A 22,237-nucleotide genomic window follows, 5' to 3' on the forward strand; every position below is an offset into this window, starting at 1 on the left:
TCTGCCCCAAGGCTCCAAAGAGCACACAAGCTGGGAATACAACAGGTTTTGACAAAACCGCAAGAGTACCAAATTCAAGCCCAACTGACTAATTGCACTGTGTAACAGTTTGTTGAATTTCCAAACAGATATCCCCCAGCAAAACCGTAAGAGCAGTCGATTTTGCCTATAGAAAAACTTATACTGCGGCTTTTGTTAAGCTTTGCGCCTATATGACAGACAATAAGAAGCTCGAGCTGCTGGCCATTGGGGATTGCAACACCGCCGGAGCCATCGAATACGGCACCCACTTTAACGCCCCCAAGCAGCTCTGCGAGAAGCTACAACGCCAGGATATTCCCTGCCAATTGCACAACTACGGCACTACCATGAGTACCTGCCGCGAAGGCCTGTGCATGTCCGATGACCACAAGCAAGCGGCCGATTGGATGTTGCTCAATTTTGGTTTGGTCGACGCCTGGATGACCAGTATTCCCCAGGTGTACATCAGCTATTATCCGGACAACCGACTCAAAAAATTCGCTCGAAAATTACTGAAGTCCCTCAAGAAGCGTTTGCGTGGCGCAGCGCAAAAAGGCTGGGTGACGTCCGGCTTTGTCATTGAGCCTGATGAATACAAATCGAGCATGCGAGCCATTATCGATCAACAACGCCAGCAAAACCCGAATCTGAAAGTGCTGCTGTGGGGAAGTGCCCCTACCGACGATGAGGAGCGCAATGGCTGGCTGGCTCGCTACGATGGCTATCTGAGGGAGTTGGCGGGCGATGGCGATTTCTTTCTCGACACCGCCAACTTGATTAAAACGGCCATCGCTGATGGAGCGGAACGCGATGAACTCTACGATGACAGCGTGCACCTTTCAGCCCAAGGCGCCAGCTTGGTAGCCAATGCGATGCTGGATATCATTGTGAACAGCGAGCGCAGCAACTGATTCAATGCCTCGCGACCATAAAAAAAGCCCGCAATTGCGGGCTTTTTTTATGGTCGACCTTATATCAAGCGTGCTTGAATTCGTCGGTTCGATCCGTTGCATGACGCTTGGGCTTGGCCTTGCGTTGCAGTTCCAGCTGCTGTTCACGCGCCTTACCCTGCACTGAGTAGGCCTGGGCTTGACCGCTGAGATATTGCTTCTCCCACCCCTGGTCGACTTCGACACCGTAGCGGGCGGCTTCGTGACGCGTGAAGTATGGATTCCACAGATGAGGGCGGCCAATCGCCACAAGGTCCGCGCGTCGCGTATGCAAAATGGTGTTCACCTGACCACCATCGGTAATATTGCCCACCGCCATGGTGGCCAAGCCCGTCACATTGCGAATGGCTTCAGAGAATTGCACTTGGAACATACGACCATATGTGGGCTTCTGATCGGCAACCGTCTGGCCCGCCGACACATCGATCAAGTCACAACCAACCGCACTGAACGCTTTCGCAATAGCAACCGTATCTTCTTCCGTGATACCACCCTCAACCCAATCACATGCCGAGATACGCACAGACATCGGCTTATTGGCCGGCCATACATCGCGAATGGCCGAGAACACTTCCAGCGGGAAACGCATACGGTTTTCAACGCTGCCGCCGTATTCATCACGGCGCTGATTGGTCAGCGGTGACAGGAAAGAAGCCAACAGATAACCGTGGGCACAGTGTAATTCCAGCATATCAAAACCCGCACGATCGGCGCGGGCGGCTGCCTGAACAAAATCAGTCACAATGCGATCCATTCCTGCGCGATCCAGCTCGGCAGGCACCTGGGAAACACCATCAAAATAAGGCAGTGAAGAAGCCGACACCAAAGGCCAATTCGCGTCGTTGTCAGCGATCGGCATATCCATTTTTTCCCAACCCAATTGAGTGGAGCCTTTGCGGCCAGCATGCCCGAGCTGCATACAAATTTTGGTGTCGGTATTGCCGTGTACAAAATCCACAATGCGTTTCCACTGAGCCTCATGCTCATCGGTCCACATCCCCGGACACCCTTCCGTAATGCGTGCATCGGACGATGGACAGGTCATTTCGGTGTACATCAATCCCATGCCACCGGTTGCACGACTGCTGTAGTGGATATAGTGCCACTCAGTGAGATTGCCGTCTTTATCGGCAGAGTACTGAGCCATTGGCGACATAACGACGCGATTACGCAGCTCCAATTCACGTAACTTGTACGGCGTAAACATCGGTGTTGGGCGACTATCACGTACATCGACACCGGTTTCTTCGTAGTAGCGCTGATACCATTCCGTATCGGCGGCGTTCACAAAACGTTCGTCACGTAAAATCAAATTGTCATAGGTCACCGACTTGGCGCGACACATCACCACCATGGCAAACTGCATCGGGTCCATGTCCCAGGAACGATCCATATGTTCGAACCAGGCCAGAGAAACGTCCGCATTGTGCTGGACAATCTGTGCCGGTGTACGACGTAATTCGTCGTAACGTTTAAAACAGGCCTCGACACCTTCTTGATGTTTTTCCATTACTGCATCGTGCAGACCAATCGCACACTCCATGGCTAACTTGGTCCCGGAACCGATGGAATAATGCGCCGACGCTTTAGCATCGCCCAAAATGGTAATGTTCTTGTGGTACCAGTTATTACAGAAAATGCGTGGGAACTGGCGCCACCAACTGCGGTTAAGAATCAAGCCATGACCTTCCAGTTCTTCAGCGAAAATCGCTTCCAACTTGGCTCGGCTGTCTTCTTCATTCTGCTCTTCAAACTCGAACCCGTTCCAACACTCATCAGACATTTCGAAAATCCAGGTCGACATGCCAGGTTCGTATTGATAGGTATGCGCACAAATTAATCCGTGCTCGGTCTCTTTGAAGAAGTAGGTGAAATCTTTCAGCGGACGGGCGGACCCCATCCACACAAAACGGTTGGATTTAATTTCCGTTGTTGGGTTAAAGCCTTCTTTAAAGTATTCGCGGGTTGCCGAGGCAATCCCATCCGAGGCCAGAATCAAATCGGAATCAGCAAAGCGGGTTTCGTATTCAGAAGGGTCGATTCGGGCTTCAAAGTGCATTTTGATGCCCAATTCCTGACAACGGCCTTGCAAGAGATTCAGCAAGCTGACACGAGAGGTGCCGCAGAAGCCATTACCGGAGCAACGGATCTTTTCACCTTTATAGCTGATTACGATATCGTCCCAATAGGCAAAGTCATCACGAATGCGCTCATAGGACTCAGGATCGCGAGACAGGAATTCATCCAGAGTATCGTCTGAGAACACCACACCGAAACCAAAGGTGTCGTCACATTTATTCTGCTCGTAAATCTCAATATCCCAATCTGGCTGCGCTTTCTTGGTAAGCAGCGCAAAGTACATTCCGCCAGGTCCACCGCCGATCACTGTAATTTTCATGGCCATAACCCCTTCTTTTGCAAGCATTGATCTGATGTTGAGGCCCTGCGCTGAGCCGTTGTTGGCGCCCATCCCAAGACCTAATATCACTGAATATGGATGCAATATATATTACACGTAATATATAAACAAGTCATATTTTGCCCTGGAGAATAATTACCCTTAAAATACTGCCCCAGGCGCCTACAAAAACAACAGCAATGGCGAAACAGGAAGTACGACTTGATGTCCAGTGATAAATACCTACGCGTATGGCTTCAGCTAGCCAAAAGCTCCAAATCCATCGAGCAAGAGATGGAAACCCGCTTTCACCAACGTTTTAAACAGAGCATGTCTCGATTTGATGTGTTGTCTCAGCTCTACCGTTACTCTCCGGAAGGCCTGCCCATGGGCAAGGTCGCCGAGCAACTTCTCGCCAGCCGCGGAAACATCACCCGGCTGGTGGATAGGATGGTCAATGAGCACCTAATTGAGCGCAGCGCCAGCCCGTTGGATCGCCGCGTCATTCAGATTCGAATTACAGACAAAGGCCTGCAGTTGTTTGAAGACATGGCCCAGGCCCACGCAGATTGGAGCCATGAATTGCTGGGAGACCTGACGCCGTTGGAAATCGATCAGCTATTGCATCTATTGAAACGAGCCAACAGCGCCTTTAAAGTCGCTACCGAACCCGAGTAAACCCGCAGGACAGGCCAGCAACTGTGCGCTTTTGGACCGAACCCGATAACAGCCCCTTACTTCACAACAGTCGCCATTTGCGCTGGGGGCTTTTCTTCGCCCTGCTCGCAATCGCCTTGTTTTTTAATTTAAGCCCCAGCCCCGGAACAGGCTTCAGTCTGATTTGGGATAAAGCTTTGCATTTTATTTGCTGGGGAAGTGTTGCCGGGGCCTTTGGCCTCGCCACCTACCCTAAGCCACCCCGAACCCGAGGCTTTGCCACACTGCTGCTGATTGCCAGCGCAGCGGAAACCGGGCAGCTGTGGGTGCCCGGCCGAATCTTTGACTGGGGAGACACCTTGGCTAACAGTTTGGGACTGATAGCCGCCTTTCTGTTCTGGCACGCGCTGTTCGCATTACGCGGTCGACAGACCTCGGGCCTCCAAGGGCCCTAATCGCTCACCTCGTCCTCCGTACGTTCTTTCCCTCTGCCTTCTTTCACGCTTGCTAGCAAAGCCTGCACTTTTGACTATCCTCAATGTAAGCCGAGATAAAGAGACAAAAGCAAAATAAGAGGTGTTGGGTGTTTGAAGACGACCGCAAATGGCAGCAGGGTGACATGCTGTCCCATGAGGATATAGCCGGACAACTGCAACAACGCGCGCGCAAAGGCCAAGCCATGCGTGACTTCAAATTGAAGTCCAGCCAATTGGAGAACATCAATTTAGTCAATCATAACGCCAAGCAGGGTTATCGCTTGATTGACAGTGATTTGTACCGCGCAAATCTGCGCGGTGCCCATTGTTTTATGCTCGATCTCAGTGGCAGTTCTCTGATGAAAGCCGACTTCACCGGTGCGAATCTGCATTGTGCCAACCTGAGCAATTGCAATCTTTTGGGCACAAAATTTCACGACGCCAAACTCGAACATGTGCGCTGGGGCGATAGAGTTATCCAGGAATGCAAAGCCGACGAAAGTGGCAGCCGGGAAGAGCAGCTAGACTTGTACGAGCAAGCCGAAGAAATTTATCGCCACCTGAGAAAAGTGTTTGAGAACCAGGGGTTGTTTGAAAACGCAGGTTATTTTTTTGAACGTGAAATGGTGGTACGCCGCAAACAAATGCCGAAATATTCTTCGCGACGTTTGATTTCAAAAATTGTTGATCTGTTTTGCGGTTATGGCGAACAACCCATTCGAGTCGTAGCGTTCAGCAGTTTAACCATTTTAGGGTTTGCGACATTGTATTTCTTTTCGGGCATTAGTTTCGCTGGCGAACATGTCGCCTTTGATACCTCTGCTGGCCTGAAATATAACCTCCTGGCTTACCTCGAAAGCATTTATTTCAGCATCGTTACGTTCACCACACTTGGCTATGGCGACATCACCCCCACCGGTTTATCACGAGTATTCGCGTCTATAGAAGCGTTGATGGGCAGTTTTACCCTGGCATTATTTGTGGTCGTTTTTGTGAAGAAAATGACGCGTTAATAGAAACAGATTCAAAACTGAAAGCCGCCGATTGTTTCTTCAACGGCTATGTTAAACTCCAATAAAAAACCAAACGCTGAACACAAAAAAAGCGCGACCCCATAAAGGTTGCGCTTTTCTCTTGCCCAAGGCTTAGCAGCGATTAACGCGGCTGCATACGAATACCGCCATCCAAGCGAATGGTTTCTGCATTCAAATAAGCATTTTGCGCGATGGTGACAACCAGATCCCCAAACTCTGATGGCAAACCCAAGCGCTTGGGAAACTGCACATTCGCGATCAGTGAATCTTTCACATTGTCCGGCAGAGACGCCAACAGAGGTGTGCCCATGATACCCGGCGCAATCGTGTTCACACGAACACCAACACTCGCAAGATCACGCGCCATTGGCAAAGTCATGCCCACAATACCGCCTTTACTCGCTGAGTACGCAGCCTGCCCCATCTGACCATCAAAAGCCGCTACGGATGCAGTGTTCACAATCACCCCACGCTCCAAAGCTTCACCCATCGGTTCATTCTTGGCCATTTGTTCCGCAGCCAAACGCGCCACATTGAAAGAACCAATCAGATTTACATTGATCACTTTGTTGAAATCACCGAGATTCAGTGCCTGACCTTCACGGTTCAACACCTTGCCCGCGGTTGCAATACCGGCGCAGTTAACCAGAATGTGGATAGCACCAAATGCGTTCATGGCATCGGCAATGCCTGCGGCAACAGACGCTTCATCACTGACGTTCACCACACTGAAACAGGCACGATCACTTCCCAGATCGGCCACCGCCTGTTGGCCAGCCTCTTCATTCATATCGAAAATAGCAACCTTGACGCCAGCAGCAACCAATTGATCGCAAGTTGCACGCCCCAAACCCGAGGCTCCACCCGTGACAATGGCGACTTTATTATTGAGTTCCATAACTACTCCACATTGATAAGTGCAAATTAATTTCCGCCCGGAAACCGGCCGAAGATTACAAAATAGGTCAGCTGTTATACCACAATCCGCGCGCTCAACTCCTGCCCGTTTCTTACAATTGGCTTGATCAACCTGTCTGGCGCCTAAATCACCCACCTCTCTTAACGAATACGCTCGTCTAAATTGTCAGAATATTTTCGTCCATTTAGTGACAGATCCGAATATCTGACTAGACTTAGGACATTAACCTACAAGTTAGAGAGAAATTAGGATGTCAGATACTTTTGCCCTGGATGAATTTGATCGCAAGATTCTGCGCGCCCTGCAGGAGAATGCCGATTATTCTATGGCTGAGTTGGGAGAAGCTGTGGGCCTGTCTCACACTCCCTGCTGGCGGCGTATCAAGCGCTTGGAGAAAGAAGGGATCATTCAAGGACGCGTCACATTGCTGAATCCCGACTCACTTTCACTTGGCGTCTCAGTCCACGCCTATATCACCATGACCAAACACGATGAAGCTTCCCTCACCGCATTTGAAGATGCCGTGCAGGAGATGCCCGAAGTGGTTGAATGTTATTCAACCAGTGGCGAAAAAGATTATCTTTTGAAGGTTGTGGTCGGTAGCGTGGATCACTATGAAACGGTACTAAAAACCCGGCTGGTACACCTTCCCTACGTCGCCTCAGTCAATTCCACCTTTGCCTTGAAACAGGTGAAATTCACCACTCAGCTGCCAATCTGAGCGGGCGTACCGGTATTTTCGCCCGCCCATAAAAAAACCCGCCTCAAGGGCGGGTAAGTATTCAATATAGGAGGAGAGCAATGTAACTTGCTGTCTTCTTAGTCTCTACAGCCCTTAATTAGTTCCAGATCTTCTGTGGTTTAACCAAACTTCACTCATATCTACCTGCCAAAGGTGCCATTAAAACCTCAGCTTGGTCACTTTTACCCCTATTAACTTACCTACTAGTAGGTTAATTTACACAACACTTAATCGACGAACCGATTCTATGACTCCCGATATCAGCCAAGCCAAGCAGGTGCGCAAAAAGAACCGCAAACAGGAAATCGTCCAGATCAGTCTGGAATTGCTGCAAACCCAAGGCTATGAAAACTTCAGTTACCAGGATATCTCCAGTGCTTTGGGCATCACCAAAGCGAGTATTCACTACCACTTCCCAAAGAAGGAAGATCTCGGCCAGGCCCTTTGCGAGGCCATAAAACATTGGCACGAGGACCTGTATCAGCGTTCACGCAACAGCGAACACAGCGCCACAGAAAAACTGCATATCTTTGTAGAGGCCTTGTTGAACTATGCCGAAGGCCCACACAAGGTCTGCCCGCTGAGTTCCTTGCAGGCCGATGTCGCCAAGCTTCCCGGCACCCTGCTGCCCGCCTTGCAGGACCTGGATCGGCATGAACTGGATTTCATCAGCGAAGTGCTGGAAGAAGGCCGCCAAAATGGTGAATTTCATTTTCCGGGCGACGCCCAAGCCCAGGCCAGTATTTTTGTATTAAGCCTAAAGGGGGCATTGCAATACTCCCGCATTCACGGTGGAGAGTGGATCTCTCCCGTCTTACACCAACTTGATCTGCTGCTGCAGCCCAGTGGCACCTAAACATCGCTAACGCAAGAGAACCTTATGAGTAATTCTGAAACCCTGTTCCGTCCGGCCAAACTTGGCCAACTTGAGCTGCCAAACCGAATCGTGATGGCCCCCATGACGCGCACAGCCTCACCAGGTAATGTGCCAAACGATATGGTCGTTGAATACTACCGTCGTCGCGCCGCTGGCGGGACGGGCTTAATCATCACCGAAGGCACCTGCATCAATCACAAAGCGGCCAATGGTTATGAAAATGTCCCCTTCTTCTATGGCGAAGAAGCACTGGCTGGCTGGAAAAAAGTCGTGGATGCCGTACACGCTGAAGGCGGTAAAATTGCTCCTCAGTTGTGGCATGTTGGTGCTATCCGTCGTCAGGGTACCGAACCCGATAAAGACGTACCCGGCTACAGCCCTAGTGGTATGGTTAAGGCAGGCAAAGTCACCGGTCACGCCATGACCAAAGAAGATATCGCCGATGTGGTTGCCGCCTTTGCACAGGGCGCCAAAGATGCCAAGGCCATCGGTATGGACGCCATTGAAATTCACGGCGCTCACGGTTATCTGGTGGATCAGTTCTTCTGGGAAGGCAGCAACCAGCGTGACGACGAATACGGTGGCAGCCTGGAAAACCGCTCACGCTTTGCCATTGAAATTATCAAAGCCTGTCGCGAAGCGGTGGGGCCGGATTTCCCAATTATCCTGCGCTGGTCCCAGTGGAAACAACAGGACTACCCTGCTCGTCTGGTTAACACGCCGGAAGAACTGGAAACCTTCATCAAGCCACTGTCGGAGGCCGGCGTGGATATTTTCCATTGTTCCACTCGCCGCTTCTGGGAACCAGAGTTTGAAGGCAGCGATCTGAACCTGGCGGGCTGGGTGAAGAAAATCAGTGGCAAGCCTACCATTACGGTCGGCAGTGTCAGTTTGAATGCCGACTTCCTGCCGGTCGATGGCACCGCCGTGTTCCGCGAAGCGGAGCCAGCCAGCCTGGACAATTTGATCCAACGTATGGAAGCTGATGAGTTCGATCTGGTCGCCGTTGGCCGCGCCCTGATTGCCAACCCCGACTGGCCCAAAATGGTTCAGGAAGGTCGCATGAGTGAGATGGCTGCCTACGAAAAAGACATGTTGTTTAAGCTGGTCTGACCCTCAAGAGGCCGGTATCACTCCGGCCTCTTCTCCCCCCTTCACGATAGATCGCTCGATTTCCTCTCTCAATTCAGTGTGGAGGTTTAGTTCCGAATCCCGCTAGTCAATCCGATGGCAAACAGTACAATACAGAAAACGCCAATGGATCATGCCATGACCGCCAACTTCAACAATGAGCAATTTCACCAGGCCCGCCTAAGCCGGGATCCGCGCTTTGATGGCTTATTCTATGTAGCGGTGAAAACCACGGGCATCTACTGTCGACCTATTTGCCCGGCACCTGCCGCCAAAGAGAAAAACGTCGACTACTATGAACACGCTTGGCAGGCACAGGCCAATGGCTTTCGCCCCTGCTTTCGCTGCCGCCCGGATGCCAGTCCAGGCTCAGCCGCCTGGCGAGGTACGCACAGCAGCGTCAGCCGTGCCATGTCCTTAATCGATGATGGCGTACTTGATGAACAGGCCATGCCTCAGTTAGCGGAGCGCTTGGGCATGAGCGATCGCTATTTGCGTAAACTGTTCCAGCAACATATCGGTTTATCGCCCCAGCATTACGCACAACTAAAGCGTTGCGACTTTGCCAAGCAGTTGGTGCAAAACAGTCAGCTGAGCATTACCGATATCGCCCTCGCCAGCGGCTTCGGCAGCGTACGACAATTCAACGAACAATTTAAAAAGTACGCTGGGCAAACACCGTCCTCATTGCGAAAACAAGCGAAGCAAAAACACGCTGAAAACCTCATTGAACTGCCGCTCTACTACCGTCCACCTTACAACTGGGAACAATTTCATCGCTTTCTGAGCAAACGTTATTTGAACAAATTGGAATGGCTTGACGATCAAAGTTATGGGCGAAGCTTCCATTGGCAGGGTGGCGAGCACAGCAGCCACGGAAAATTTACCGTCTACCACCAACCTGAAAAAAACGGCTTTCTGTTAAAACTCGAAATTGATCAACTCGCCGATCTGCGCGCGGTAATCGCCAATATACGACGCCTGCTGGATTTGGATGCCAACAGCCAACTGATTGAACAGCAACTCCAAAAAGCCTGCCCACAACTCACGCTGTGTGAAGGTTTGAGACTACCGGGTACCTGGGACGCTTATGAAGCCGGTATTCGCGCCATTCTCGGACAACAGATTTCCGTGCAAGCCGCCAAACAACACATGGAAAACCTATTGGCACATTACGGTGAATACAAAAATGAACAGCTGTATTTTCCAAAGCCAAAAACCCTGGCCGCAAGCGATTTTGATGTCTTTAAGATGCCCGGCGCTCGTAAGCAATGTCTGAAAAACTTTGCCCACTACTATAGCCAGCATTTACCATCGCATTTTAATACGGAAGAATGGCTGGCACTGAAAGGCATTGGTCCCTGGACCGTGAATTACGCCGCGATGCGCGGTCAGAGCCAACCCGATATTCTACTGGATGGTGACCTGGGCGTTAAAAAAGGGCTGTCCCAACACGGAATTCATATTGACTGCGATGCCGCTAAACCCTGGCGCAGTTATCTAACATTACAACTTTGGGAGCAACTGCAATGAGTACAAGCCGCTACCCCTTCCTAGAATTTATTGACACACCCGTAGGCTGCTTGCAAATTTGCGCCGATGACGATGGCGTTTGCGCACTGCTTTATGCACCTGAACACGGTGCGCAAGAAAAAAGCAATGCCCACACTCAGCAGGCCAAACAACAATTGGACGAGTACTTTCAAGGCAAACGCCAGAGCTTCCATTTGACCATCAGTGTTAAAGGTACCGAATTTCAGCAATCCGTCTGGCAGCAACTCAAAGCCATTCCGTTTGGGGAATGTCGAAGTTACGCCGATATCGCCAACTTACTGGATAAACCCAAAGCAGTCCGAGCCGTAGGCGCCGCCAACGGCCGTAACCCACTTCCCATTATTGTGCCCTGCCATCGCGTGATCGGCAGCAACGGCGCTCTGACGGGCTTTGCTGGGGGGCTCGATATGAAAGAATGGTTGCTTCGCCACGAAGGCTACTTAATGATTTAGTCGCCTATTGGCCCGCCACCGGCCATTTTTATCAAGAAACGTTAACATCTGCCCCTGAATCTAGGACAATGACGTCTAAAGTAGTAAGACAAACTAATGAGGGAAAGCAATGTTACGTTTAGTGTTGAATATTCTATGGTTACTGTTGGGTGGCGGTATTGTCGCCGGCCTGGTATGGATGTTTATCAGCCTGCTCTGCTTTATTTCCATCGTCGGCATCCCCTGGGGCCGAGCCTGTTTTAACATTGCTCTGTTCAGTTTCTGGCCGTTTGGCAGTGACGCCATCGACCGCGAAGAATTAAATGGACGCGAAGACATAGGCACCAGTCCGTTCGGCACCCTGGGTAATATTATCTGGTTCTTCCTGGCGGGCATCTGGTTGGCCATTGCTCATGTGTGTGTCGCTGTCTGCTATGCACTGACCATTATCGGTATCCCATTCGCCATCCAGCACATTAAGTTTGCCGGCATCTCTTTAGCCCCGATTGGAAAGTCAGTCGTTAGCTATGAAGTGGCTGCGGCCGCGAAAGCCAAGAACGCCGCAGCGAAAGTGGATGCATTACGGTCGTAGTCATTCTTCAACTCTGCCGATCAAACAAACGCTCCTTTTGGGGCGTTTGTTGTTTTCAGAGGACTGAAACAGGTAATCGACACACTCCGCCAAGAATGTAAAAGTGCACTGATCACTGTTCCGGTTGACAGAGCAATACAGTGCCGACGGTTCATTCGAAACTGTACCTGTCACCTTATTTCTCACTGACATAGTATTCTTCAAGACACATCAAACGTTCGAACAACAGGGGGAGAAGACCGTGCCAACATCCATTCGCGATCAAATGTTTCAGGAGATGAAAAACAAGCGCATATTTGAGCAAGCACGTCAGTACGCTTACGAATATTCAGACACCATCCGAAACCGAGAAGTTTATCCAACAGAAGATGCCTTGAATCGCCTTGAAAAACTGAATAGCGAATTGCCGGAAACACCAACAGACGCGGAATTACTGCTCGAAGATCTTCACCATATTGGTTCGCCTAACACGGTAGCGCAAATCGGCGGGCGTTACTTTGGTCTGGTCAACGGCGGCGTAGTGCCCGCGGCATTGGCCGCACGATGGCTATCGGATTTCTGGGATCAAAACACCCCCCTGTACGTGACGTCGCCTATTGTTTCTCACCTTGAGCAGATCACCGAACAATGGCTAAGACAGTTGCTTGGCTTACCTGACAATATTGTAGCGGGCTTTGTAAGTGGCAGTTCAATGGCGATTTTATGTGGTCTTGCCGCAGGAAGATACCGACTGTTCAAGAACTTGAACTGGGATATCAATACACAGGGATTTTACGGTGCCCCGGAAATTCGCATTGTTGCCGGACGTCATGCGCACGGTACCGTCGTTAAAGCGGCGGCTCTACTCGGTTTTGGTATCGACAATATCCAATGGGTAGATTGTGATGAACAAGGCCGAATAAAAACCGAGGAAATACCAGTCCTTGATGATCGCACCCTATTGATTCTTCAGGCTGGAAATGTCAATTCAGGTGCGTTTGACGATTTTTCGACGATTTGCAAAAAAGCCAAAGACGCAGGCAGTTGGGTACACATTGATGGCGCCTTCGGCTTGTGGGCCGCCGCAACCGAGAAGCTGAATCATCTCACTCAGGGTATGGAAGATGCGAACTCCTTCTCTGTCGATGGCCATAAAACTCTGAATACGCCCTACGATAATGGCGTCATTCTATGCGGTGATCAGGAAGCATTAGTGAAAGCCTTGCAAGCGTCCGGAGCTTACATTCTCTACAACGAAAAACGTGACGGTATGATGTATACCCCTGAAATGTCACGTCGTGCTCGTGTCGTTGAACTCTGGGCTACCCTGAAATACCTGGGTAAATCAGGTGTTGATGAACTGGTTTACGGATTACATCAACGAGCGACACAATTTGCAGAGGAACTTAAAGCCGAAGGTTTTACCGTACTCAATGACGTTGTTTTCAACCAGATACTCGTAGGATTCGATGACGAAACCCTTACCGCCCAAGTCATTGAAAACATACAAGCATCCCGAGAATGCTGGGTGGGTGGAGGATCGTGGCATGGGAAACCGGTTATTCGCATCAGTGTTTGTTCATGGGCAACAACCAAAGAAGATATCTCGCGCTGTGTCGACGCATTTGTTTCTGCAAGGGATCTCTCCATGGAACCACAAATGAGCATGCCTGTCTTATCGGAATAACCCTCGACAACGAGCACATAGGGAACTTTACAAATTGACTCAGGCCGGTATGGATTCCTGGCAGGCCTTGGCTTCAGCAACAACGGAAGCCAGTAAATTTTTAGGCCTAGATTACGGGTTCACCAAAGGTTCAAAGGCCAGCTTTGTGGTACTGGATGCATCACCTATCGACAACATTTTAAACACACAGAAAATCCATCAAGTCATTCACCAAGGACGTGTAGTTGACCGAGAGAAATTATTGAAAGCGTCTTTCAAATGATCGTCACTTGAAGATTATTTGGCGGGGTAGGCATTGCCACCTACCTTATCGACTCAAACTCAAGATCTCGGCGAGGGTCATTTTGTCGTCTCCTCCCATATAACTCATTTGAGCCAGAAACAGCTCCGCCGTTGCCAAGGCGTCGGTCAAGGCGTTGTGGGCTTTATAGGTAGGCAAGTGATAGCGCTCTCGACACTGATTCAGGCGCAGTGAATTCGCGAGTGGCTGCCCTTGGCGATGGCGACGCTGGTATTCGATACGCATGGTATCGGCCGCGAGCAGTTTGCGGTAACAAGTGTGGTGTTTGGCCAGAAAGGCGAGATCCAGGCTGGCGTGGTGAAGCAGCAACACCCGGCCCTGCCGAGCCTCATGCAGTTCAGCCAGAGCATCGCCCATGGTGTGGCCGCCATCTGTATCACAATCTCGAATGCCATGAATGATGGCACTGTCACCGACACCGGAATGCTCGCTGATCAAACAATGGCGGCCTTCGCCAGGACAAATAAAGCCCTCGATAATGGGCACGTACCCAATACTGAGAATATCGCCGTTCTGAGGATCTAAAGAGGTCAATTCGAGATCCAGAGCCAGGAACTCAAGTGCTCTGAAATCTTTGTTCAAAGCCTCCACAAACCAGCGGTCCTGCCCTCTTCCCAAAGAAAGTCGGTTCAACCATTGAAACATTACATCATGCCCCGAGTGAACTTCAGTTTGAGACCCGATTGACTTCGACTCACGACATCAAATGCATCTTTTAACTGATGGCGAGACAAGCTGGAGACATCCTCCGGACTGAGGTGATTATCGGGTTTTTCACCCGCAGCCATTCTCCGCCCCTGATGTTCCAAACGCAAGTGCGAGATAAATTCATAAGCGTCACAAAGGTCTCGCGCATCCTTGAGCGCCAGCATGTTACCCTGCGATATTTGCTGCAGCCTTTTCAAGGTGTTGACTTCTTTGCAGCCCGTGGCCAATGCGTAAATTCGAGCGATATCCGTAACCGGCATCACACCACGCAGTTTCATGTCGAAGGTGTTTTTATGTTCACCGTCGCGGGTTAACACAAACTTTTTGAAGAAACTCAGTGGCGGCGTTAACTGCAGAGCGTTATGAGTCAAACTGGCAAGGAAAATGCTGTTCCCCTGGCAACGCGCCAGCACAGAGTCCTGCAGTTCCGTAAATAAGTTTTCTTCTCCATAGATCATTCGCATATCGAAAAAAATACTCGAATGCATTAATGCTTTCGGTGAGGGCTGGTCGATCCAGCGAAAGAAACAAGCCTGCCATTTCTCCAAAGGCTGACGCCAGCGATCCGTGGTGGCCATAATATCGCCGGGGCAATACACATAACCACACTCGTTCAAACCATCACAAACGTAACTGGCCAGCGCTTTAAAGTAAGCGTCGTGTTCAGGTTTCACGCTATTGGACAAAAGCAGACCATTATCTTGATCTGATTTCGCGGATTGTTCCTGTCGTCCTTGGGAACCAAATGCTAACCAGGCGAATGGGACCGGCGGTTCCCCCAACTGTTCTATTGCCTGATGTATCAGTTGCCGGGTAATCGCATCCGTGACGGTGGTGACAACTCGCCCCACCTCCTCTGCGCGCGCATCCCGTGCAATCATATTGCGCAGCAATGTGGGAATGTCCTTGGCAATCTGCACCAGGCCGGCACGATCCTTAACGCGACTGGCTTCACCAATCAAATAGACCGGCTCTGAGCGCTGGTGTTTAATCACATCAGTGGCTGTCAGGATACCTTTGATTTGCCCCTTCCCAGACACGTCGTGATCCACCACAGGGAGATGATGAATATTGTGGGTCGACATGATCATTAGGGCTTCAAACAACATCGCATCGTGGGCCACAGTAATCGGATTCGTTGTCATCACCTCAGCGACCAGCACATCAAAACTCAATCCCTCCGCTACCACACGAGAACGTAAATCCCTGTCCGTCAACACACCACACAGGCCCGCGTCGGCCACCACCAACAAACTGGACACCCGCTCTTCGGTCATTTTCTGTGCCGCCTCTTGCACAGAGGCCTCAGTATGAATGGTGATAGGCGCGCGACTGATGACATCAGCCACGGTTTCGGTCAGCTGGGAATTGCGCTCTTTAAAACGCACCGCCTGGCGCAGGCGTTTGGCATGAGCCTGGTTAAAGAAGCGATCAAATATGCGATTTTCTCGCCGTAAACTTTGGAAGGTCGCATCATCAATTTGATACAGCAATCCATCTTCCAAAACAACACAATGATTCGTTACCTTATGCCCAGTCAGCAACGATGGAAAACCAAAATAGCCACCCGCGTCTACCTGGTCCACCAGCTCATTATTTTCATCGCGAATCTCGAAAGCGCCGCTGCGTACAATGAATAACTGAGGGCTTTCTTCTTGAAATAAATTCGGCGCAGTGCCTTGACGGTGATAAGCAATTTTTACCGCTTTTGCGGCGCGTTGCAGCAGCGCCTCTTCCAAATGATCGAAGGGTACGCATTCCAGTAGAAATTGCGCCATTTCCTGCACTTCAATTGAGCTGTCTTCACTCATATCGACTCCTTGCCCTGAAACAAAAAAAGCAACTTACTCTAGTCGGTTTGGGGGAAGAGTAAGTTGCCAAAGTGCGGTTGGGAACCGTACATTCGCATAATAAATTGTGACCGACAGTCAATTTACTGTATTGCGATACCTCAAATAAGCATAAAAATTACGCAGAAAATAAGCAGCCGAGGCGTACCCCGACTGCCTTACAACATTAATGGTCGTGAGCAACGCCTGCGCCTTTCGGGAATCGAATGCTTTCAACCAGCTCTTGCACTTCTAACGGAGTCGATGGCGTCATACGACTCACCACAATCGAGACCACAAAGTTCAGCATCATGCCCAGAGTACCAATACCTTCTGGCGATACACCGAACCACCAGTGCTCTGCGTTGTTCGCCGAGGGATCCACAAACTTGAAGTACACAATGTAAGCCGTAGTAAACAGTACACCCGTTACCATACCGGCAATAGCGCCTTCCTTATTCATCGATTTGGTGAAGATACCCAAAATGATCGCCGGGAAGAAGGACGCTGCGGCCAATCCGAAGGCGAAGGCCACTACCTGGGCCACGAAACCAGGCGGATAGATTCCGAGTAGACCCGATAGGACAATGGCTGTGGCGGCCGCAATCCGGGCAAACATTAACTCCTTCTTATCACTGATATCGGGTGCCAAATCCCGTTTTAACAAGTCATGGGATATCGATGTCGATATCACCAACAGCAAACCCGCCGATGTCGACAACGCAGCAGCAATACCACCAGCAGCAACCAACGCAATCACCCACGCTGGCAGGTCGGCAATCTCAGGGTTCGCCAATACGATGATGTCTCGATCGACTTTCATCTCATTACGCTCATCACCTGAGTAGAACATCTTGCCGTCATTGTTTTTGTCCTCCCAGCTGATCAGACCAGTACGTTCCCAGTTCTTGATCCAGCTTGGTGCTTTCGCGTATTCGGTACCCGTCGCCTCTGGACCGTTAATGGTATTCACCATATTCACTCGAGCGAATGTCGCTACCGCTGGCGCTGTGGTGTATAGGAACGCAATAAACAGAAGAGCCCAGCCCGCAGACTTACGCGCATCACGAACCTTCGGAACGGTGAAAAAGCGCACGATAACATGAGGTAAACCGGCCGTACCCACCATCAAGGCCGCCGTGATAAAGAAGACATCAATCGTGGACTTCGATCCGCTGGTGTATTCAGTAAATCCGAGTTCCCGAGACAAACCATCCAGTTTATCCAGAATAAACATCTCGGTACCGGCTTCCTTCCCACCAAAACCTAACTGTGGAATTGGGTTACCCGTCATTAACATGGAGATGAACACAGCAGGCACGGTGTAGGCAAAAATCAATACGCAGTACTGGGCAACCTGAGTGTAAGTAATACCCTTCATACCACCGAGGACTGCGTAGAAGAACACCACAATACCACCGAGAATCACACCGGTAGTCACTTCCACCTCCAGGAAGCGAGAGAACACCACACCCACACCGCGCATTTGACCGGCAATATAGGTGAAGGACACAAAGATCGCACACAACACCGCAACGCGGCGCGCCATCTGAGAGTAATAGCGATCACCGATAAAGTCCGGCACGGTGAACTTACCAAATTTACGCAGATACGGCGCCAAACACAGTGCGAGAAGCACATAGCCACCGGTCCAGCCCATCAGATAAACCGAGCCATCATAACCGATGAAAGAAATGATACCGGCCATCGAAATAAACGAGGCTGCGCTCATCCAGTCCGCGGCCGTTGCCATACCGTTGGCCACCGGATGTACACCACCACCGGCGACATAGAACTCTTTGGTTGAACCCGCTCGGGCCCAAATCGCAATACCGATGTACAGTGCGAAGCTGGCACCGACAATGATCATGGTTAACACTTGAATACTCATAGTCTTAGTCCTCTCTCACGCCGTATTTAGCATCGAGCTTGTTCATCAACCAGACGTAGATAAAGATCAAGCACACGAACACATAAATGGAGCCTTGCTGGGCAAACCAGAAGCCGAGCTTAAAGCCGCCCACACGAATCGCGTTGAGCTGCTCGACAAACAGAATTCCGCACCCGAACGAGACTACGAACCACACTGATAGCAAAATCAGCATGAGCCGGATGTTTTCCGACCAATAGGCTTTCGCCATATCACCACTTTCAAAAGCCATAACGCTTCCCCCTTTATTGCCCGCTCGGGCATTTATTGTTTACCGGTTTTGATCTGACCCTGGCAATGTAACAAAGCCCGGGTCAAATCGGATCTAGACATTGGTCTATTGAAATCCGCTGCTTAAAACGCGTACTTAACAGACAGCAGTAGGCGCTTCAAAGAACCCTTATCATCCGCCAACACATTGCCTGTATTTTCAAGTTCTTTGGTCGCATAAATATACTCGCCACCCAGCGTCAGGCGCTTAACCGGAGAGTACAGTAAATTGGCATGAATACTGGTGTAATCCGAAGCCGTGGTAGGCGCCAAGTAACTTGGATTGTCTGCACTGGCTGCCGACAAGGTCAGGTTTGAGCGCCACTGATTATTCCAGTGATGCTTCCAGTTAATGAAGCCACCCCAGGCGTCAATCAATTCAATATCGCCGTCCTCACGAATGGCACCTGCCCGGAAGCCATTCAAGGCCATGTAACGGCCGAGCGCATCGCCGTAATTCACCATAAAACGCAGTTCATCACGAGTCATGGTGTATTTACCCGATAAGCTCACCGCAAAACCCTGGTCGTCTGCACTGGCCGAACCGTTGTCGTATTTCAGTTCACGAGTCATGGCAGCAAGGGAGTAACTGAATTTGCCAGCCTTACCGTTGTAACGCGCAATCAAATCAGGAATGCTGTTGTCGTCATAGGGGTTTTCACTGGCCCCATATAAAGTGGTGGCGGGGTTTTCCGCTGCGAGCATAAAGCTACCACTGTCAAGCTTTCGGGTATAACGTAACTGTGGCTGGCGCTCAAAGATGGTGCCGACCGGTCCAACAAAATCCAGGGACTCTGGCAAAGTGCCTACGTTAAAGAAGGTTGACCAGGTTTGGCCAGCCAGAATCGCGTTTTTACCATCAATATTCCAATCGATGAAGGCGTGGCGCAAACGTTCTGCCGATGAGTTGGAAATGCGTTCATCACCCTGGCCGCTGGCAATAGCATCAAACTCCATAAAGGTACGAACATGCCCGGTATCGGTTTTTGTCTTAGTGGTGATATTAAAACGTGAGGTTTTCGCGTGAGCGTGAAACTTTACGTCACCACCTTCACCACCTACAGGAATCACGGAAGGCACCAAAAAGTCTTCGCCGATTCCCGCCAACGCCGAAGCACCATCGGAATAGTCTGAAAAATTCATATCCAATTTAATGAAACCGCCGATATTGACATCGGTATTGCCGACACGGAAGTTCATCGGGTCGCCACCAAAGGTCTTGCCTTTCGACCCTTTCACTGGAGCAGGTACATTGGCCACCTTGGAATCCAGGTTTTGTACCGCCACCTTGTTTTTTTTCATTTGCTGCATCAGCATTTTGACTTGCAATTGCAGTTCAGCGACTTGTTGTTCCAGATCGGCATTGCTCGCCGCCTGTGTGGATTGGGTGCTTAGGCTGATTGCTGCGACGCTGGCCAACATGAGTGGCCAGGATTTTTTTCGTTCATTATTTTTTTTAAACATCGAACAGGTCTCCTCAGAATGACTTCTAGCAAGTGAAGCTGATGTCATTGTCAGAGCCAGAGTGCAGTTCGAGTATTGTCCTTTAGTCTAAATTGCAGCGATCTTCGACTAATGTCGATAAAAACCTAGTGAACGCCTTAGACTAAAGTCGGCACAGCATTGTCGACATACACTCAAAAACGACCAATCTCGACCTATGTCTAATGGTGAATAGCAAGCGCTTTGAAGGAAAATCGGAGAATCCAATAAGTAGAATACGTACACGTCTTTTTACGAGACATCAGTGAGATAATAACTATGAGCCGTGAACGAATCGCCGTCGGGGAAACATACCGCGAGCAAGCCCTGATCAATAATGAGCGTTATCTGGACATGTATCAGCGCTCTATCGAATCACCCGACTCTTTTTGGTCTGAACAGGCCCAGCGTCTGCAATGGCGAAAGTCCTTCAGCAAAGTCAAAGATGTCTCCTTCGCAAAAGACGATTTGCACATTCGTTGGTTTGAAGATGGTGAACTGAACGCCTGTGAAAACTGCCTGGACAGGCACTTGCCCGAACGCGCCGATCAGTTGGCCCTGATCTGGGAGCCGGATGAGGAAGGTGCTGAAACGGTTCAATATACCTACGCCCAACTGCACGAAGAGGTTTGCAAGCTCGCCAATGGCTTGCAAGCCATGGGCGTTAAAAAAGGCGATGTCGTTACTCTCTATCTGCCCATGGTGCCATTAATTACCATGGCCATGCTCGCGTGTGCACGTATTGGTGCGGTTCACTCTGTAGTGTTTGCGGGCTTTTCTCCTGAAGCCATTGCAGGTCGTATTGATGATGGCCGCTCTCGCATTGTGATCACCGCTGATGAAGGCAAACGTGGTGGTAAATCTGTCCCGTTGAAACACAACGTCGATCGCGCGTTGGACCACTGCCAACACAGTGACGTAGAAAACATTATAGTGCTCCGTCACACGGGTGGCGCGATTGACTGGCACGAAGAACGCGATGTCGACCTGTCCGAATTACTCAAAGCGCAGTCTTCCGATTGCCCCGCGCAGACAATGAACGCGGAAGATCCATTGTTTATTCTTTATACCTCCGGCTCGACGGGTAAACCCAAAGGGGTGTTACACACCACAGGTGGTTACCTTACCTATGTGTCGCTGAGTCACGAAACGGTATTTGACTATAAAGTAGGTGATATCTACTGGTGCATGGCCGACATCGGTTGGATTACCGGCCACAGCTATGCGGTATACGGCCCTTTGTGTAACGCTGCCACCATAGTGATGTACGAAGGGGTGCCCAACTTTCCTGATTGCGGGCGCATGGCTCGTTTGATTGAAAAACACCAGATCAATATCGTCTACACCGCGCCAACCGCTATTCGTGCATTGATGGCCGATGGCGACGCAGCTGTCGAAGGCACAGATCTCAGCTGTATTCGTATTCTGGCGACCGCGGGCGAGCCGATTAACCCTGAAGCTTGGCGCTGGTTTCACGATAAGTTTGGCAACAACAGCGCGCCCATTCTGGATACTTGGTGGCAAACCGAAACCGGCGGCATGATGATCACCCCGATGCCTGGCGCCACCGATTTGAAACCAGGTTCAGCCACGCGCCCTTTCTTTGGTGTTCAGCCTGCACTGATGGATAACGACGGCAATGAGATTCACGGTGCCGGAGAAGGCAGCTTGGTCATCAAGGACAGCTGGCCATCGCAAATGCGCACTATATACGGCGACCACCAACGTTTTATAGATACCTATTTCAGCACCTTTGACAACTGTTACTTCAGCAGTGACGGTGCCAAACGTGATGAGGACGGGTACTACTGGATCACTGGTCGAATGGACGATGTCTTAAACGTTGCCGGTCATCGCATGGGGACAGCGGAAATTGAAAGTGCTCTGGTTGCTCATAAGGCGGTAGCGGAAGCTGCAGTAGTGGGTATCCCCCACGACATTAAAGGCCAAGGGATTTATGTTTACGCCACGCTGGCCGCCGACGTGGAAGCCACCGAAGACCTGCGCAAAGCGTTACGCAACTGGGTACGTCAGGAGATTGGCCCAATTGCGACACCTGAAGCCATTCAATGGGCGCCCGGATTACCCAAAACACGCTCTGGAAAAATTATGCGAAGGGTGCTGCGGAAAATCGCCTGTGAAGAATACGATCAGTTGGGGGACACTTCAACACTCGCCGACCCTCATGTAGTGGACGACTTGATTGCCGAACATAAAGCCCTAGCATAGGGCTTTATCACGTATTGTCAAACACAGACCGTTGACAATC

General features: G+C 50.4%; 20 protein-coding genes. 13 read left to right on the forward strand and 7 right to left on the reverse strand.

Translation table 11 applies throughout. The features are described 5' to 3' along the window. Positions 1-212 precede the first annotated feature (212 nt). Positions 213-932 (forward strand): SGNH/GDSL hydrolase family protein, encoded by a 720-nt coding sequence (locus ABWW03_RS14415; protein ID WP_353409298.1) that lies wholly within the window; start codon positions 213-215, stop codon positions 930-932. 64 nt (positions 933-996) lie between these two features. Here ABWW03_RS14415 and ABWW03_RS14420 read toward each other — a convergent pair whose 3' ends face one another. Continuing rightward, positions 997-3,369, reverse strand: a complete 2,373-nt coding sequence (locus ABWW03_RS14420) for a bifunctional salicylyl-CoA 5-hydroxylase/oxidoreductase (protein WP_353409300.1) — start codon at positions 3,367-3,369, stop codon at positions 997-999. A 225-nt stretch (positions 3,370-3,594) separates the two neighbouring features. Here ABWW03_RS14420 and ABWW03_RS14425 point away from each other — a divergent pair, with 225 nt between their 5' ends. The 3 genes from ABWW03_RS14425 to ABWW03_RS14435 all read left to right on the forward strand — a co-directional run bounded on the left by ABWW03_RS14425 (position 3,595) and on the right by ABWW03_RS14435 (position 5,515). Next, complete coding sequence (locus ABWW03_RS14425; protein WP_353409302.1) at positions 3,595-4,047, forward strand: MarR family winged helix-turn-helix transcriptional regulator; 453 nt, start codon at positions 3,595-3,597, stop codon at positions 4,045-4,047. Positions 4,048-4,070: 23 nt separating this feature from the next. After that, positions 4,071-4,481 (forward strand): VanZ family protein, encoded by a 411-nt coding sequence (locus tag ABWW03_RS14430; protein WP_353409304.1) that lies wholly within the window; start codon positions 4,071-4,073, stop codon positions 4,479-4,481. A gap of 128 nt (positions 4,482-4,609) precedes the next feature. Then, positions 4,610-5,515 carry an ion channel gene (locus ABWW03_RS14435; protein ID WP_353409306.1) on the forward strand — a complete coding sequence of 302 codons (906 nt, stop codon included), beginning with the start codon at positions 4,610-4,612 and terminating at the stop codon, positions 5,513-5,515. A gap of 142 nt (positions 5,516-5,657) precedes the next feature. Here the strand turns inward: ABWW03_RS14435 and ABWW03_RS14440 are convergent, their stop codons facing one another. Next, positions 5,658-6,434 (reverse strand): SDR family NAD(P)-dependent oxidoreductase, encoded by a 777-nt coding sequence (locus ABWW03_RS14440; protein WP_353409308.1) that lies wholly within the window; start codon positions 6,432-6,434, stop codon positions 5,658-5,660. Between the two features lie 271 nt (positions 6,435-6,705). Here ABWW03_RS14440 and ABWW03_RS14445 point away from each other — a divergent pair, with 271 nt between their 5' ends. The 8 genes from ABWW03_RS14445 to ABWW03_RS14480 all read left to right on the forward strand — a co-directional run bounded on the left by ABWW03_RS14445 (position 6,706) and on the right by ABWW03_RS14480 (position 13,710). Further along, the gene (locus ABWW03_RS14445) at positions 6,706-7,176 is read left to right on the forward strand and encodes an Lrp/AsnC family transcriptional regulator (RefSeq protein ID WP_353409310.1); all 471 of its coding nucleotides are present in this window, start codon (positions 6,706-6,708) and stop codon (positions 7,174-7,176) included. A gap of 268 nt (positions 7,177-7,444) precedes the next feature. Next, entirely contained in the window at positions 7,445-8,053 is a 609-nt protein-coding gene (locus tag ABWW03_RS14450; protein WP_353409312.1) for a TetR/AcrR family transcriptional regulator, read from the forward strand. Positions 8,054-8,077: 24 nt separating this feature from the next. After that, entirely contained in the window at positions 8,078-9,187 is a 1,110-nt protein-coding gene (locus ABWW03_RS14455; protein WP_353409314.1) for an NADH:flavin oxidoreductase, read from the forward strand. A 144-nt stretch (positions 9,188-9,331) separates the two neighbouring features. Next, entirely contained in the window at positions 9,332-10,738 is a 1,407-nt protein-coding gene (locus ABWW03_RS14460; protein ID WP_353409316.1) for a DNA-3-methyladenine glycosylase 2 family protein, read from the forward strand. Next, positions 10,735-11,211, forward strand: a complete 477-nt coding sequence (locus ABWW03_RS14465; protein WP_353409318.1) for a methylated-DNA--[protein]-cysteine S-methyltransferase — start codon at positions 10,735-10,737, stop codon at positions 11,209-11,211. The genes ABWW03_RS14460 and ABWW03_RS14465 overlap by 4 nt, the downstream gene beginning before the upstream one ends. A 109-nt stretch (positions 11,212-11,320) precedes the next feature. Next, on the forward strand, positions 11,321-11,782 hold the full coding sequence (locus tag ABWW03_RS14470) for a YccF domain-containing protein (RefSeq protein ID WP_353409321.1): 462 nt from the start codon (positions 11,321-11,323) through the stop codon (positions 11,780-11,782). 241 nt (positions 11,783-12,023) lie between these two features. After that, positions 12,024-13,448, forward strand: coding sequence for a pyridoxal phosphate-dependent decarboxylase family protein (locus tag ABWW03_RS14475; RefSeq protein ID WP_353409324.1), 1,425 nt, complete (start codon positions 12,024-12,026; stop codon positions 13,446-13,448). Beyond that, positions 13,432-13,710: an amidohydrolase family protein gene (locus ABWW03_RS14480; RefSeq protein WP_353409490.1), complete on the forward strand. Its 279-nt coding sequence runs from the start codon at positions 13,432-13,434 to the stop codon at positions 13,708-13,710. The genes ABWW03_RS14475 and ABWW03_RS14480 overlap by 17 nt, the downstream gene beginning before the upstream one ends. A 45-nt stretch (positions 13,711-13,755) precedes the next feature. Here the strand turns inward: ABWW03_RS14480 and ABWW03_RS14485 are convergent, their stop codons facing one another. The 5 genes from ABWW03_RS14485 to ABWW03_RS14505 form a co-directional block, all read right to left on the reverse strand. Continuing rightward, positions 13,756-14,394 carry an exonuclease domain-containing protein gene (locus tag ABWW03_RS14485; protein WP_353409326.1) on the reverse strand — a complete coding sequence of 213 codons (639 nt, stop codon included), beginning with the start codon at positions 14,392-14,394 and terminating at the stop codon, positions 13,756-13,758. Then, complete coding sequence (locus ABWW03_RS14490; protein ID WP_353409328.1) at positions 14,394-16,268, reverse strand: DUF294 nucleotidyltransferase-like domain-containing protein; 1,875 nt, start codon at positions 16,266-16,268, stop codon at positions 14,394-14,396. The genes ABWW03_RS14485 and ABWW03_RS14490 overlap by 1 nt, the downstream gene beginning before the upstream one ends. Before the next feature lie 205 nt (positions 16,269-16,473). Further along, complete coding sequence (locus ABWW03_RS14495) at positions 16,474-18,177, reverse strand: sodium:solute symporter family protein (RefSeq protein WP_353409331.1); 1,704 nt, start codon at positions 18,175-18,177, stop codon at positions 16,474-16,476. A 4-nt stretch (positions 18,178-18,181) separates the two neighbouring features. After that, the gene (locus ABWW03_RS14500; RefSeq protein WP_353409334.1) at positions 18,182-18,448 is read right to left on the reverse strand and encodes a DUF4212 domain-containing protein; all 267 of its coding nucleotides are present in this window, start codon (positions 18,446-18,448) and stop codon (positions 18,182-18,184) included. Between the two features lie 122 nt (positions 18,449-18,570). Then, entirely contained in the window at positions 18,571-19,950 is a 1,380-nt protein-coding gene (locus ABWW03_RS14505) for a DcaP family trimeric outer membrane transporter (RefSeq protein ID WP_353409337.1), read from the reverse strand. Between the two features lie 297 nt (positions 19,951-20,247). On the opposite strand from ABWW03_RS14505, the gene acs reads away from it, so the two are divergent. After that, positions 20,248-22,197, forward strand: a complete 1,950-nt coding sequence (acs, locus tag ABWW03_RS14510; protein WP_353409339.1) for an acetate--CoA ligase — start codon at positions 20,248-20,250, stop codon at positions 22,195-22,197. The last annotated feature ends 40 nt before the right edge of the window (positions 22,198-22,237 follow it).

It is taken from the genome of Pseudoteredinibacter isoporae, assembly GCF_040372805.1.
GTDB classification, from domain to species: Bacteria; Pseudomonadota; Gammaproteobacteria; order Pseudomonadales; family Cellvibrionaceae; genus Pseudoteredinibacter; species Pseudoteredinibacter isoporae_A.

Bases quoted from the DNA above. Each gene is read 5' to 3' on its own strand.
- ABWW03_RS14415 (WP_353409298.1), top strand. From the start codon at position 213: ATGACAGACAATAAGAAGCTCGAGCTGCTGGCCATTGGGGATTGCAAC.
- ABWW03_RS14420 (WP_353409300.1), bottom strand. From the start codon at position 3,369: ATGAAAATTACAGTGATCGGCGGTGGACCTGGCGGAATGTACTTTGCG.
- ABWW03_RS14425 (WP_353409302.1), top strand. From the start codon at position 3,595: ATGTCCAGTGATAAATACCTACGCGTATGGCTTCAGCTAGCCAAAAGC.
- ABWW03_RS14440 (WP_353409308.1), bottom strand. From the start codon at position 6,434: ATGGAACTCAATAATAAAGTCGCCATTGTCACGGGTGGAGCCTCGGGT.
- ABWW03_RS14445 (WP_353409310.1), top strand. From the start codon at position 6,706: ATGTCAGATACTTTTGCCCTGGATGAATTTGATCGCAAGATTCTGCGC.
- ABWW03_RS14450 (WP_353409312.1), top strand. From the start codon at position 7,445: ATGACTCCCGATATCAGCCAAGCCAAGCAGGTGCGCAAAAAGAACCGC.
- ABWW03_RS14455 (WP_353409314.1), top strand. From the start codon at position 8,078: ATGAGTAATTCTGAAACCCTGTTCCGTCCGGCCAAACTTGGCCAACTT.
- ABWW03_RS14460 (WP_353409316.1), top strand. From the start codon at position 9,332: ATGGATCATGCCATGACCGCCAACTTCAACAATGAGCAATTTCACCAG.
- ABWW03_RS14465 (WP_353409318.1), top strand. From the start codon at position 10,735: ATGAGTACAAGCCGCTACCCCTTCCTAGAATTTATTGACACACCCGTA.
- ABWW03_RS14470 (WP_353409321.1), top strand. From the start codon at position 11,321: ATGTTACGTTTAGTGTTGAATATTCTATGGTTACTGTTGGGTGGCGGT.
- ABWW03_RS14485 (WP_353409326.1), bottom strand. From the start codon at position 14,394: ATGTTTCAATGGTTGAACCGACTTTCTTTGGGAAGAGGGCAGGACCGC.
- ABWW03_RS14490 (WP_353409328.1), bottom strand. From the start codon at position 16,268: ATGAGTGAAGACAGCTCAATTGAAGTGCAGGAAATGGCGCAATTTCTA.
- ABWW03_RS14495 (WP_353409331.1), bottom strand. From the start codon at position 18,177: ATGAGTATTCAAGTGTTAACCATGATCATTGTCGGTGCCAGCTTCGCA.
- ABWW03_RS14500 (WP_353409334.1), bottom strand. From the start codon at position 18,448: ATGGCTTTTGAAAGTGGTGATATGGCGAAAGCCTATTGGTCGGAAAAC.
- ABWW03_RS14505 (WP_353409337.1), bottom strand. From the start codon at position 19,950: ATGTTTAAAAAAAATAATGAACGAAAAAAATCCTGGCCACTCATGTTG.
- acs (WP_353409339.1), top strand. From the start codon at position 20,248: ATGAGCCGTGAACGAATCGCCGTCGGGGAAACATACCGCGAGCAAGCC.